The following is a 12867-nucleotide window of genomic DNA, read 5'->3' as shown; positions in this document are numbered from 1 at the left end:
CATCGAAAGCTGTTTACTTTTTTTAGTGTAACATAAAAAAAGAGAGGAGTCAGACAACTCCCCTCGTGTGTGATTTAAAGGACGCTTGCACGGCCTTTGTAGATCGCTCCGCGTGCTGGATCTACTGTAATCTCTTCGCCTTCTTTTAGAAGTGTTGTGGCACTGTCAAGACCGACAATGACTGGAATACCAAGACTAAGCCCAACGACTGCTGCATGGCTTGTTAAACCGCCTTCTTCCGTGATAAGTGCAGATGCTTTTTCTAAAGCACCCATCATGTCACGATCTGTGCAGTTTGCGACAAGAATCGCACCATCGTACATTTTTTCCTCTGCTTCTTTTCCGCTTTGTGCAATAACAACCGGTCCAAATGCAGATTTGCGGCCAATTCCTTGACCCTTCGCAATGATGTCACCGACAACATACACTTTCATTAAGTTCGTTGTACCTGTTTCACCAACTGGCACACCAGCTGTAATCACGATTAAATCACCATGTCTTACATAGCCTGTTTCAATTGACTTTTCTACTGCATTCTCAAGCATTTCATCAGTAGATGTCGTTTTTGAACCGCTCTTTGCAAATACACCGAATACGAGTGAAAGTTTTCTTGCCACTGATTCGTTTGCTGTGACTGCTACGATTGGTGCTTTTGGTCTATATTTTGAAATCATTCTCGCTGTATGACCGCTCTCAGTAGGTGTCACAATTGCCGCCACATCAAGCTTCATAGCTGTGTGCGCAACAGATTGACCGATCGCATCTGTAATGCTGACTTCTACTTCTTCGCTTCTGCGAGAAAGGATCGCTTTATAGTTAAGTGCTTCCTCTGAACGTGAGGCAATGTTGTGCATCGTTTGCACAGCTTCAACTGGATATGTTCCTGCTGCTGTTTCACCAGATAGCATGATCGCATCTGTACCATCAAAAATAGCATTTGCCACATCACTTGCTTCTGCACGAGTTGGACGCGGGTTACGCTGCATGCTATCCAGCATTTGAGTTGCTGTGATGACAGGCTTGCCTAAACGGTTGCATTTTTTGATTAGCATTTTTTGAACAAGTGGTACTTCTTCTGCCGGAATCTCTACACCAAGATCTCCACGCGCGACCATCAGTCCATCTGATACCTCAAGGATTTCATCGATGTTATCAACGCCCTCTTGGTTTTCAATCTTCGGAATGATTTGAATGTCAGCTGCGTTGTTCTTTTCAAGCAGCTCACGAATCTCAAGAACATCAGAAGCTCGTCTTACAAAAGAAGCTGCGATGAAATCGACACCTTGTTCAATTCCAAACAGAATATCATTGGCATCCTTTTCTGTAATACCCGGCAAGTTCACACTCACACCTGGTACGTTGACACCTTTTTTGTTTTTCAGTGTACCTGTATTCATCACTTTTGTGACGATTTCTTTTCGGTCCTTATTTAATTCTTTTACTTCTAGACCAATCAGACCATCATCTAATAAGATGGTTGAGCCCACTTCTACATCATGAATTAAATCTTCGTACGTCACACTGATTTTTTTAGTGTTTCCCACAATGTCTTCCATACTCACGATAAGATCAGCACCAGCAACTAACTCAATTGAGCCGTTTTCAACTGTGCGTGTACGGATCTCTGGACCTTTTGTATCAAGAAGGATCGCAATGTCCTTGCCTAAAGTTTTACCTGCTTTGCGAATGTTTTCAATACGTGCACCATGCTCTTCAAAATCTCCATGAGAGAAGTTTAGTCTGGCTACATTCATTCCTGCTTCAATCAATTCAGTCAGCTTTTCAATGCTTTCACTTGCTGGACCGATTGTACAAACGATTTTTGTCTTTCTCATTACTGTTCCTCCTAAGGTCTTCTCGTTTTATATAGAGAGCTCTTGTGAAAGTCGGTACATATTTTGATCGACTGTATGCTTTTTATCTAAGATGTCTAAAATATCGTGATGAACGAGTTCGTTGCTTTGAATGCCTACACAGCGTCCGCCTCTTCCTTCAAGAAGAAGTTCTACTGCATACGCTCCTAAGCGACTTGCGAGCACTCGGTCAAACGCACTTGGAGAACCTCCACGCTGAATATGTCCTAAGACAGATACACGCGTTTCAAGGCTTGTCTCCTCTTCAATTCTCTTACCAAATTCGACACCGCTGCCTACGCCTTCTGCGACGATGATGATACTGTGCTTCTTGCCGCGCTCATGTCCTCTTCTCAATCTGGCAATAATTTCGTCCATGTCATAGTCTGCTTCAGGAATCAAAATCGATTCAGCTCCGCCTGCAAGACCTGACCAAAGGGCAATATCCCCTGCATGTCTTCCCATTACTTCCACTACGTATGTACGTTCATGAGATGTGGCTGTATCACGAATTTTATCAATGGCATCAATGACTGTATTTAGTGCTGTATCAAAGCCAATAGTGAAATCAGTACCAGGAATGTCATTGTCAATCGTGCCAGGGACACCTACACATGGAAAACCGAGCTCTGTTAATTTCTTCGCTCCCATGAATGAGCCATCTCCACCGATGACAACAAGTCCTTCAATACCGAATTTTTTTAAGTTCTCAATCCCTTTTTCACGACCTTCAACTGTCTTGAATTCAGGACATCTTGCCGTGTAAAGTTTTGTTCCTCCACGATGAATGATATCGCCTACTGAACCTATTTCGAGTTTCTCAATTTTACCGTTAATTAGACCTGAATATCCATTATAAATACCGTAAACTTCTACATTATGGTAAATTGCTTTCCTTACAACTGCGCGCACAGCTGCATTCATTCCTGGGGAATCCCCACCGCTCGTTAAAACTCCTATACGCTTCATCTTTTTCACCTCAGAGACCATATATGAATTAAACATACCATTTCCACTGCTTGAAAACAATCATGAGCAAAACCGGATGTTTTCAATACGAATTTCTAAAACCGTACTTATTATACAATTAAATAAAATGTTTTTAAACAAAAGTTAAGAAAGTCATGAAAGCACTTTGTTCAAAAAACAGTTGTTTCAAGTCCTCTAAACCTTGTCAAATCAACGTTTTCAGACGTTTCAAATTTTATGAAAACAAAAGAAAATTATTTTCAAATAGCGCTTACATCAGATCGTTTTGATGAAAAAAGACGAAAAAAATAAACGCCAGCCAAAAGGCTGTACGTTTATTTAGTTTACCCCAATATATTGATTTTCAATCGATACTTTGCCGATTGCTTTGTATTTTTGATATCTTTGTTCGACTAATTCTTCAGGCGATTGTTTGAGCAAAGATGTAAGTGACTGTTTTAATGTTTTTTCAATGTAGGCTGCTTGTTGTTTCACGTCTCGGTGTGCTCCACCTTGCACTTCTTTAATAACATCATCTATAATATCTAATTCTTTTAGGTCTGGAGCGGTAATTTTCATTGATTCTGCAGCTTTTTTTGCAAGTGATGAGTCCTTCCAGAGCAGTGCTGCTGCACCTTCAGGTGAAATCACTGAATATGTTGAGTTCTCTAGCATAAATAGGTGGTTTCCTACGCCTAAGCCTAGTGCTCCGCCACTTCCGCCTTCTCCAATGACAATACAGACAACCGGTACACGAAGTCCTGCCATTTCGAAAAGGTTTTTCGCAATTGCTTCACTTTGCCCGCGTTCTTCAGCTGCTTTACCAGGATAAGCTCCTTTTGTATCAATAAAGCAAATGATTGGACGATTAAATTTATCTGCTTGTTTCATCAAGCGCAATGCTTTACGGTAACCTTCTGGATGCGGCATCCCGAAATTACGGCGCAAGTTTTCTTTTGTGTCTTTTCCGCGCTGATGACCAATGACTGTGACAGGAAGTCCTTTAAACGTGGCAATTCCTCCAACGATGGCTTCATCGTCGCCATAAAAACGATCACCGTGACATTCGAAAAAGTGATCAAACAGCTCTTGAATGTAATCGAGAGTTGTTGGGCGCATCGCATGACGAGCAATTTGCACTCTGTCCCACGGCTTTAAATTTGTATAAATGTCTGTTTCAAGCTTACTCAGACGCGTTTCAAGGCGCTCAATTTCCGCACTTAAATCCATCTCTGAGTTTTGTGTGAACTTTTTCAATTCATCAATTTTCGCTCGAAGTTCAATGACAGGTTTTTCAAATTCTAGTTCTCCAGCCACTCTCGTTCACCTCCTGTGCTGTGTAATGCTAAGATTTGGCCTAATGTTTCTTTCATTTCTGCACGGTGAATCACAGCATCTAGCTGACCATGCTTCATTAAAAATTCAGCCGTTTGGAAGTCCTCTGGTAGGTCTTCACGAATGGTTTGTTCAATGATTCTGCGACCAGCAAAACCAATTAATGCACCAGGCTCAGCAAAGTTGTAATCACCGAGAGACGCGAAACTAGCTGATACACCACCAGTTGTCGGATTGGTCATCACAGAGATAATCAGACCTTGATCCTCGCTGAACAGCTTTAATGCTGAACTTGTTTTTGCCATCTGCATCAGACTAAGAATCCCCTCTTGCATTCTTGCTCCTCCAGATGCAGTGAAGATGATAAATGGCACCTTGTCCGCTTTTGCTTTCTCAATAGCTAGTGTAATCTTTTCACCAACGACCGAGCCCATGCTGCCCATACGGAACGTGGCATCCATGACAGCAATGACAGCACTTTGACCTTTAATTTCACCTTTTCCTGTCACGATGGCTTCATTCAAAGATGTTTTTTCTCTGTCTTTCTCAAGCTTTTCTTCGTAGCCTGGGAAACCGAGCGGGTTCTCAGAAATGAGGTGACCGTTAAATTCTTCAAATGTGCCTTCGTCTACAAGGCTTTCAATACGTTGTTTTGCATTCATTTGCAAATGTCTGCCGCAATTCATGCAAACACGTAAATTTTTATCTAGTTCTTTGGTGAGCATTATTTTTTTACATTGCGGACATTTGGTCATGATGCCTTCAGGCACATCTTGACTTGCCTGTTCAGAGGGTACAGATGCATATTTTTTCTTTTTACTGAAAATATTCTTGATTGACAAATGACTACCTCCCTTTTTGAAGGGTTTTTTCTTTACACGCACATCCACTATTATAGGACATGTCATAACTGTACCGAAACTATTGTACTTTTTTTGTCAAACGCTGTCATCCTTCATTCAATTTTTTCAGTGGGGAATTGATGAGAAATGAGTATAGGTTTGGGGCGCTGAGTAGTTGGTATATGTGAATTGTGAACGTCTACAAAAAAATCTCATTTAGGATGAAAAAAATTTCGTGAAAGAGAGGAAATGGTGCACGTTTTTCCTCCAAATTCAGAAAAAACGTGCACACTTTTCCAATTCGATTACTCGCCGATAATCGTTAATTTTCTTGTTTTTTCTGCAACAGCTTCTGGGTCTACTTTGATTCTTGAAACGCCCGTTTCCATTGCTGCTTTTGCCACTGCTTTGGCTACCGCTGGCGCTACTCGTGCATCAAATGGTGCAGGGATAACGTATTCCGCTGACAATTCTTCATCTGATACAAGGGAAGCAATCGCTTCAACAGCTGCAATTTTCATTTCTTCGTTAATGTGTGTCGCACGTACATCAAGCGCTCCGCGGAAAATACCAGGGAATGCAAGGACGTTGTTCACTTGGTTCGGGAAGTCAGAACGGCCAGTTCCTACAACACTTGCACCTGCTGCATGTGCATCTTCTGGCATGATCTCTGGGTTTGGATTCGCCATTGCGAAGATGACAGGATCTTTTGCCATTTTCCCAACCATTTCTTTAGTTAAAGCACCTGCTACTGAAACGCCGATAAAGACATCTGCGCCTTCAATCACTTCTTCTAAAGAACCTTCTTTACGATCTTGGTTCGTGAATTTAGCTACTTCATTTTTCACTGCATTCATACCATTCGGACGGCCTTCATAAATAGCGCCTTTTGTATCACACATGATGATATCACGTACACCGAAATGATAAAGAAGTTTGATAATCGCAATTCCTGCTGCTCCAGCGCCGTTTGCAACCACTTTAATTGAAGACATTGATTTTCCAGACAGCTTCAGTGCATTCACAAGTCCTGCCACTGTTACAATCGCTGTCCCGTGCTGATCATCGTGGAAAACAGGAATGTTTGTCTCTTTTTTCAAACGCTCTTCAATGATAAAACAGTTTGGTGCTGCAATATCTTCAAGGTTCACGCCGCCAAACGTCGGCTCAAGAAGCTTCACTGTTTCAACGATTTTGTCTACATCGTTTGTTGCAAGTGCGATTGGGAATGCATCAACACCTGCAAAGCTTTTGAATAAGACAGCTTTTCCTTCCATTACTGGAAGAGATGCTTCTGCCCCAATGTTTCCAAGCCCTAACACAGCACTTCCGTCTGTGACAACAGCGACCATATTGCCTTTCATTGTATAATCATACACTTTGCTTGTGTCGTCATAAATATCTTTACATGGCTCTGCCACACCTGGTGAGTAAGCCAAGCTCAAGTCTTTCGCATTTTTCACTTGTACCTTTGATTTTGATTCGAGTTTGCCTTGATTCTCTTTGTGCATATGTAATGCTTCTTCTCTTAATGACATGTGATGAACACTCCTTCAAGTGGAAAATGATTTAATGAATTGCTAAGTCGATAAGCACATACTTGGCAGTTTAAATACACAGAATCTTTAAAATGATAACACAATAGGTGAAATTGTAAAACATATTCAGACGATTTGTCATCATTTAATCACAACGTTTTGTTCACCTAGCAGCTCTTTTAACTGGAAAATGACCGCATGATCTGCATGAACTTTGTATGCATCTGGAAGTCTCATCGTCTTTTTTTGCTTTTCATAATACAAATAGACATCTGCTTCTCCCCTGTGCATGGAGATTACTCGCTTCACTTGTTCTAGCAGCTCCTGCGTATGGTTCTCTTCTTTGACTCGAATGTAGACAGATTCTTTTCTTTTAGAGCCCATCTCTTCCAGTAGAACAGCTTCTTGCACGATGATTTGACTGCTCTCATTTCTGACATCTATTCTGCCTTCAACATAAAGCATTGCGCCCTCCTCAAGTAAGGGGGACAGCTTTCTAAATTGCTCTGGAAAGACGACACCTTCCATTTCTCCCGTTTCATCCCCGAATGTGACAAATGCCATCGATTGTCCATTTTTTGTCCGAATCGATTTCACCTTTGTCAAAAGACCACCCATTGAGATCTTTCGCTTTATATAGGAAGAAAGTCTGATGATTTCCACTGCACCATTCTCTCTCAAACGATCTCGATACGCTTGTACTGGGTGATTTGATAAATATAACCCAAGTGCTTCTTTTTCAAATTGCAGGAGATCAACAAGCGGCAGTTCGTCTATCTCCGCATATTTTGGCTTAATGGAGAACGTTGTATCCCCAAGAAAGTCTAGTTGATCCTCAGGTGTTAAAAATGACACATGGTCTAACGCAATATCTATCGATGCTAATAACGAAGCACGATTTGGATGAAGCTCATCCATTGCCCCTGAGAAAATGAGGGCTTCAATCGTTTTTCGGTTGACACTCTTTGTTGATACCCTTGCGCAAAAATCAAATAAATCTTCAAATGGCTTTTCCTGTCTTGCTCTGTATATATCCTTTACAGCTGACACTCCGACATTTTTGATCGCTCTTAAGCTGTAGCGGATCTCCCCTTTTTCAACCGTGAATGGAAATTCGCTCTTATTAATAGAAGGCTTCAACACAGATATCCCTTTTTCCTTTGCCTCATAGAAATATTGAGCCACTTTGTCTTCATTTCCAATCACACTCGTTAAAAGACCGCACATAAAATATAACGGATAATGCGCTTTTAAATAAGCAAGCTGAAAGCCGATCATGCTATATGCAACAGCATGGCTTCTATTAAAACCATAGTTTGCAAATTTGACGATTAGGTCATAAACGTCATTTGCAATGTTAACAGGATACTCCTTTTTTAGGCATCCTTCAACAAAATGGCTTCGCTCTTCATCAAGCACCTTTTTATCTTTCTTTGAAACGGCTCTTCTTAGTAGATCGGCCTCGCCCAGCTGAAAGCCTGCCATCTTTGCTGCAATCAACATGATTTGCTCCTGATAGACGATGACCCCATATGTATCCTTTAAGATGTCATACAAATCTGGATGCGGGTAGGAGACTTTCACTCTGCCATGCTTTCGGTCGATAAAGAGCGGGATATTCTCCATCGGCCCCGGGCGGTATAAGGCATTGACAGCCACGATATCTTCTAGACTAGAAGGTTTCAGTCGTCTCAGCACCTGACGCATACCTTGTGATTCGAGCTGGAAAATCCCCGTTGTATCTCCCGCTGATAACAAATCAAACGTTTTCTGATCTTCATATGAAATGTCACTAAAGTTAATGTGGACGTTTTCCTGTCTTTCAATCTGGTTTTTAATGGATTCAATTAATGTTAAGTTTCTCAAACCTAAAAAATCCATTTTCAAAAGACCGAGATCTTCTAAATAATTCATCGCATATTGCGTCAAATACACTCCATCATGGCCTTCTTGAATAGGCACGACTTGTGTGAGCGGCTCCTCACTTAGAACAACGCCGGCTGCATGTGTTGACGTATGTCTTGGTAATCCTTCTACCTTTAAAGCGGTTTGAAACACTCTTTGCAGCTCTTCAGATTGCTGGAGCAGTGTTTTTAATTCTGAGGAGACTGTCACCGCTTCTTTCAGTGTCGTCCCTGGCTTTGATGGGATGAGCTTTGCAAGGCGGTCTGCTGCTTTTGAATCAATTCCCATCACACGTCCGACATCTCTTAAAGCTGCCTTTGCAGCAAGTGTTCCAAACGTGACAATTTGCGCCACATGCATATTCCCATATTTGTCTTTTACGTATGAAATGATTTCATCTCTTCTCGTGTCAGGAAAATCGATATCTATATCCGGCATGCTGATTCGTTCAGGATTTAAAAAACGCTCAAATAAAAGCCCGTGACGGATCGGATCGACATCTGTAATAAACAGAACATACGCAACTAAAGAGCCTGCTGCTGATCCCCGGCCAGGACCTGTGACAATGCCATGATCATGAGCATACTTCATAAAATCCCACACAATGAGGAAATAATCACTGAAATTCATTTTTTGAATGATGCTCAGCTCATACTCAAGCCTTTTGATATATGTGTCATTTGAAGCAATCTGTCTTCGTTTCATACCTTCTTGGCACACTCTTCGTAAAAACTGATCAGCTGTTGATTGATCAGGCGTCGGATAGGTTGGCAGTTTCGTCTGACCAAGATTTAAATCGACCTCGCAGCGGTTTGCAATCTCAACCGTTCTTGCCAGCAATTCTGGATCATCACCATACCACTTCATCATTTCTTCGGTCGATCTGAAATGCTTGTCTGCTTGGTCTTCCTCTATTTCTGATAACTGCTGGCCTGCTTTAATGGCTTTTAAACATGTATATGCGGTTTTGTCCTCTTGATGGATATAGTGGACGTCACCTGTTGCCACAAGCGGGATGTTCGCCCTTTTTGAGAGTTCCCTGAGCTTATGAGACAGCTCTTCGTCCTGCTGGAACGGCTGAACGGCTAAATACACATGTTCCTCACCAAAAAGATCTTTTAAATGGATCGCTGCGTCCCTTGCTTCATCTAGCTGATCATGTTGCAGCAGCGTTTCAATATAGCCGGATACGCCTGGTGTGATGGCAATAAGGCCATGATGATAGGCTTTCAGCCATTTCTCTTTCAGGCCGGTTTTTGACTTTGATTTCAAGACACTGCTAATTTTGATCAAGTTTTGATAGCCTTCATTGTTTTTGGCAAGGAGGATCAAAGGATAAGCCTCTGTCTCTTGTTCATCTATGAAGACAGAAGCTGTTAAACCGATAATCGGCTTGATACCATGTGTTTTACATTCCTTATAAAATTCAACCGTTCCATACATCACATGGTCATCGGTAAGAGCGAGCGCTTGATAGCCAAGTTCTTTCGCCTTTAATACGAGCTCCTTGACCTTCGCTGCACTGCTCAATAAGCTGTATCCACTGTGGACCTGAAGATGAACATAGGACATGCTTAATCCACTCCTTTCGTCTAAATTCATTCTTTCATTATAAATCGCGATGCGGTGAGAAACAAATGTTCTTTCTTTTCAGCTCGTTCATACTTGTCCAGCATTCGCCATATATTGAATAGAGTGAGGTGGGAAAAATGGATGTGAAGGAAGCCTTTATTCCAAACTTTATTAGCTGTTATTTTATCGCACTAGGGGTTATTTTGGGCGGTGCCATTATCGGCGGGGTAGGTGCATATTTATCTGGTCAGCCGCCGCTATCAATTATTTCAAGTCTTGCCAACCGCTTAAAAATTTGGGCACTTGTTGCGGCAATCGGTGGAACTTTTGATGCGGTCTATAGTTTTGAAAGAGGGATTTTCGAAGGGAACACACGTGATATTTTCAAGCAGATCTTGCTCATTATCTCTGCTATGGGCGGTGCGCAAACGGGGTATCTCCTGATTACGTGGCTCACTCAGGAGCATGTGTCATCATGAGGGTGCCTGAGCTGTATAAACGTCCAGGCTGGCAGCGTTTTTTTGCTGGGATGATGTTCGGCGCAATTATCAGCTGGCTGATTTTTCTCTTTACGTATGGCACCTTTCAAGAGAAGCAAGTGACACTGCTCAGAAGCCAGCAGCACCATATGGACAGTCTGAAAGAACAAATCACACTCTATCGGGAGGATTTGCATAAATTAAATGAAGACAATAAGCAGCGTCTGCTTATTCAGAGCGTAGACGTTCACCTCGTCAACCGTGAGCAGTACAAAATCCCGGAGCCAGATACCTTGAAATTTGAAGATCAGGTGAAAGAGGATATCTCAGAGGTGATCACAAAGGATATTGAAAGTGTCTATAAAACAAAAGAGCTCTTAAAACGGACCGTGGAAAATAAAGAATATACGATTAGAGAAAAGGCATACCGCGCCAAAGTCACAGAGCTGACCATCTATACAAAGCTTTCGCTTGAAGTGCGTATTTCCTTCGCTGAATAATAGATGATGTGGAATTTTTATGAATTTCTGCACTCAATGATCGCTTTTCACTTGTTATTTTTATACACTAAAAGAAGAACGAGATGATCAAAGAAAGAGGTGAGAACAATGGAGGTTTACAGCTATCGTCAAATGGCACGAGACAAAGCAAGCCGGATTAAAGACGGCATGTGTGCTTATGCTGAGACAGAAATGATGGCCCATTTAATTAAAAAAGAATTAAAGCATCAAAATCTCCAAGCCTATGAAGATTCAACTGACATCGGCTGCTGGTTTATCCCTGTATCCAAGTAACCCTTTTCTCAAAGCTCAAAAAAGAGAGGGGGACTTGAAGCCCCTCTCTCACGATGATGATTTACATACTTCTTCTAAATCACGCAAAATCTCATCTGCAACTGCCCAATCATATATGGACGCACCGGCTGCAAGCGGGTGACCTCCGCCATGATATTTTTTAGCAATGGTGTTAATGACGACGCCTTTTGAGCGGAATCTCACACGAATCTGATCGTTCTCTTCCACAAAAAAGACCCATGCCTTAATCCCTGCAATATTTCCAAGTGTTCCAACAAGCTGTGAGGCTTGCTGCGCTGTTGTTTGGAACGACTCCAAAATGTCACGTTTAATAAAAACAGAAGCTACGCCATTCTCTGATAAGGAGATATGTTGAAAAATATAACCATTTAATTTCACGACATTCAAATCTGTCTCATACAATTGATTGAAAAGGTCTGATGATGAAAACGGATATTCGATGAGTTCACCCGCATATTTGAGTGTCTTTTTCGTTGTGTTTGGGAAAAGGAAACGGCCTGTGTCTCCTACAATGCCGGCATAAATGAGTTCTGCCGCCTTTGTATTCAGCTGATATCCTTCTTCTTTCCCCTCTAAATACAGCTCATAAATCATTTCACTAACAGAGCTTGCTTCTGTATCAACCCAAAGCAAATCACCATACGGATCTTCATTCGGATGATGATCAATTTTCATCAGCTTATCGCCCATTGAATAACGCTGATCATCAATTCTTGCTTGATTCGCAGTGTCACAGACAATGACAAGGGCACCTTTGTACACTTCATCTGGCACCTCATCTAATTCATATAAAAATGAAAGGGATGGCTCAGGGGTTCCTGTCGCATAAATATTTTTTTCTGGATAGGTGGCACGCAAGATTTCCGTAAGGCCGCACTGCGATCCATATGCGTCTGGATCAGGTCTTACATGTCTATGAATGATGATGGTGTCATATAATGATATGGTTCTAATCAGTTCTTTTTTCATAAATACTCCTTCTTATGCGATACTCTTTTTATTATTAAATCATAATCTACCCAGACAGAAAAGTGAGGAATAGACAATTTATTCTAGTAAGCAAGCCTATTTACGTTTAAAATAGGGTTGTAACCACTTACAATGGAGGCTTGGCACATGCTTGTTTTGATTGTGTTTATTATTTGTTCTGCCATGTTTTATTTATACTACAAAGCAAAGAATGTCCGTACGAACCGGCCGGTCGAAAAGAAATTCTGGTCTGCCAAATCAAGTATGGCACTTGGCTGCTTTGTCCTGCTCTTCGGTGTGAATCAATTATTTTTAAACCGCTCGTCACTGGCATTTGTCATTGGGTTTGTTTTTGTTGCAGTTGGTATCGGCAGTACATGGGCCGGATATAAAGCCTATAAGCACTATCTTCCGCTCTTTTTAAAGGAAGGCGAAAAAGACCACGCATAATAGAGAAAGGGCTAAAATGAACTTTATTTTAGCCCTTTCTCTTCTTTTCAGTAGAAAACCTTTGCAGCCCTAGGAAGGACGAGTACTGGCGCAGAGCGAATTTCACATTCGTGAGCACCAGCACGCAGGACTGCGGGCGA

11 protein-coding genes are annotated in these 12867 nt (G+C 41.6%); 4 read left to right on the top strand and 7 right to left on the bottom strand.

What is annotated here, in order from left to right; translation table 11 throughout:
• Positions 1-74: 74 nt before the first annotated feature.
• The 6 genes from pyk to dnaE form a co-directional block, all read right to left on the bottom strand.
• Positions 75-1835 (bottom strand): pyruvate kinase, encoded by a 1761-nt coding sequence (gene pyk, locus ACTJJQ_RS11310; RefSeq protein ID WP_079920395.1) that lies wholly within the window; start codon positions 1833-1835, stop codon positions 75-77.
• A 27-nt stretch (positions 1836-1862) separates the two neighbouring features.
• Positions 1863-2822 carry a 6-phosphofructokinase gene (gene pfkA / locus ACTJJQ_RS11305; RefSeq protein ID WP_017358271.1) on the bottom strand — a complete coding sequence of 320 codons (960 nt, stop codon included), beginning with the start codon at positions 2820-2822 and terminating at the stop codon, positions 1863-1865.
• Between the two features lie 339 nt (positions 2823-3161).
• Positions 3162-4139, bottom strand: coding sequence for an acetyl-CoA carboxylase carboxyl transferase subunit alpha (gene accA, locus ACTJJQ_RS11300; RefSeq protein WP_017358272.1), 978 nt, complete (start codon positions 4137-4139; stop codon positions 3162-3164).
• The gene (gene accD, locus ACTJJQ_RS11295; protein ID WP_017358273.1) at positions 4124-4999 is read right to left on the bottom strand and encodes an acetyl-CoA carboxylase, carboxyltransferase subunit beta; all 876 of its coding nucleotides are present in this window, start codon (positions 4997-4999) and stop codon (positions 4124-4126) included. The genes accA and accD overlap by 16 nt, the downstream gene beginning before the upstream one ends.
• Before the next feature lie 305 nt (positions 5000-5304).
• Positions 5305-6537 carry an NAD(P)-dependent malic enzyme gene (locus ACTJJQ_RS11290; protein ID WP_007501712.1) on the bottom strand — a complete coding sequence of 411 codons (1233 nt, stop codon included), beginning with the start codon at positions 6535-6537 and terminating at the stop codon, positions 5305-5307.
• Between the two features lie 141 nt (positions 6538-6678).
• The gene (dnaE, locus tag ACTJJQ_RS11285) at positions 6679-10014 is read right to left on the bottom strand and encodes a DNA polymerase III subunit alpha (protein ID WP_440600212.1); all 3336 of its coding nucleotides are present in this window, start codon (positions 10012-10014) and stop codon (positions 6679-6681) included.
• Positions 10015-10151: 137 nt separating this feature from the next.
• On the opposite strand from dnaE, the gene ACTJJQ_RS11280 reads away from it, so the two are divergent.
• The 3 genes from ACTJJQ_RS11280 (at position 10152) to ACTJJQ_RS11270 (ending at position 11287) form a co-directional block, all read left to right on the top strand.
• Positions 10152-10493: a YtrH family sporulation protein gene (locus ACTJJQ_RS11280; RefSeq protein ID WP_007501717.1), complete on the top strand. Its 342-nt coding sequence runs from the start codon at positions 10152-10154 to the stop codon at positions 10491-10493.
• The gene (gene ytrI / locus ACTJJQ_RS11275; RefSeq protein WP_007501718.1) at positions 10490-10993 is read left to right on the top strand and encodes a sporulation membrane protein YtrI; all 504 of its coding nucleotides are present in this window, start codon (positions 10490-10492) and stop codon (positions 10991-10993) included. The genes ACTJJQ_RS11280 and ytrI overlap by 4 nt, the downstream gene beginning before the upstream one ends.
• A gap of 108 nt (positions 10994-11101) precedes the next feature.
• Complete coding sequence (locus ACTJJQ_RS11270) at positions 11102-11287, top strand: hypothetical protein (protein WP_008346082.1); 186 nt, start codon at positions 11102-11104, stop codon at positions 11285-11287.
• 48 nt (positions 11288-11335) lie between these two features.
• On the opposite strand, the gene ACTJJQ_RS11265 is transcribed toward ACTJJQ_RS11270, so the two are convergent.
• Positions 11336-12277: a DHH family phosphoesterase gene (locus ACTJJQ_RS11265; protein ID WP_007501719.1), complete on the bottom strand. Its 942-nt coding sequence runs from the start codon at positions 12275-12277 to the stop codon at positions 11336-11338.
• A 147-nt stretch (positions 12278-12424) separates the two neighbouring features.
• Between ACTJJQ_RS11265 and ACTJJQ_RS11260 the strand changes: the two genes are divergently transcribed.
• Positions 12425-12727, top strand: coding sequence for a YtpI family protein (locus ACTJJQ_RS11260; protein WP_008343164.1), 303 nt, complete (start codon positions 12425-12427; stop codon positions 12725-12727).
• The last annotated feature ends 140 nt before the right edge of the window (positions 12728-12867 follow it).

Origin of the sequence: Bacillus sp. 22483 (genome assembly GCF_052044605.1) — a bacterium.
Classification (GTDB): Bacteria; Bacillota; Bacilli; order Bacillales; family Bacillaceae; genus Bacillus; species Bacillus altitudinis.
The sequence above is the reverse complement of the archived record's forward strand: the minus strand, read 5'-3'. Positions and strand labels throughout refer to the sequence as shown.

Excerpts from the sequence above, each read along its gene's own strand:
- ACTJJQ_RS11290 (WP_007501712.1), bottom strand. The coding sequence starts at position 6,537 with ATGTCATTAAGAGAAGAAGCATTACATATGCACAAAGAGAATCAAGGC.
- ACTJJQ_RS11265 (WP_007501719.1), bottom strand. The coding sequence starts at position 12,277 with ATGAAAAAAGAACTGATTAGAACCATATCATTATATGACACCATCATC.
- pyk (WP_079920395.1), bottom strand. The coding sequence starts at position 1,835 with ATGAGAAAGACAAAAATCGTTTGTACAATCGGTCCAGCAAGTGAAAGC.
- pfkA (WP_017358271.1), bottom strand. The coding sequence starts at position 2,822 with ATGAAGCGTATAGGAGTTTTAACGAGCGGTGGGGATTCCCCAGGAATG.
- ACTJJQ_RS11260 (WP_008343164.1), top strand. The coding sequence starts at position 12,425 with ATGCTTGTTTTGATTGTGTTTATTATTTGTTCTGCCATGTTTTATTTA.
- ACTJJQ_RS11270 (WP_008346082.1), top strand. The coding sequence starts at position 11,102 with ATGGAGGTTTACAGCTATCGTCAAATGGCACGAGACAAAGCAAGCCGG.
- ytrI (WP_007501718.1), top strand. The coding sequence starts at position 10,490 with ATGAGGGTGCCTGAGCTGTATAAACGTCCAGGCTGGCAGCGTTTTTTT.
- dnaE (WP_440600212.1), bottom strand. The coding sequence starts at position 10,014 with ATGTCCTATGTTCATCTTCAGGTCCACAGTGGATACAGCTTATTGAGC.
- ACTJJQ_RS11280 (WP_007501717.1), top strand. The coding sequence starts at position 10,152 with ATGGATGTGAAGGAAGCCTTTATTCCAAACTTTATTAGCTGTTATTTT.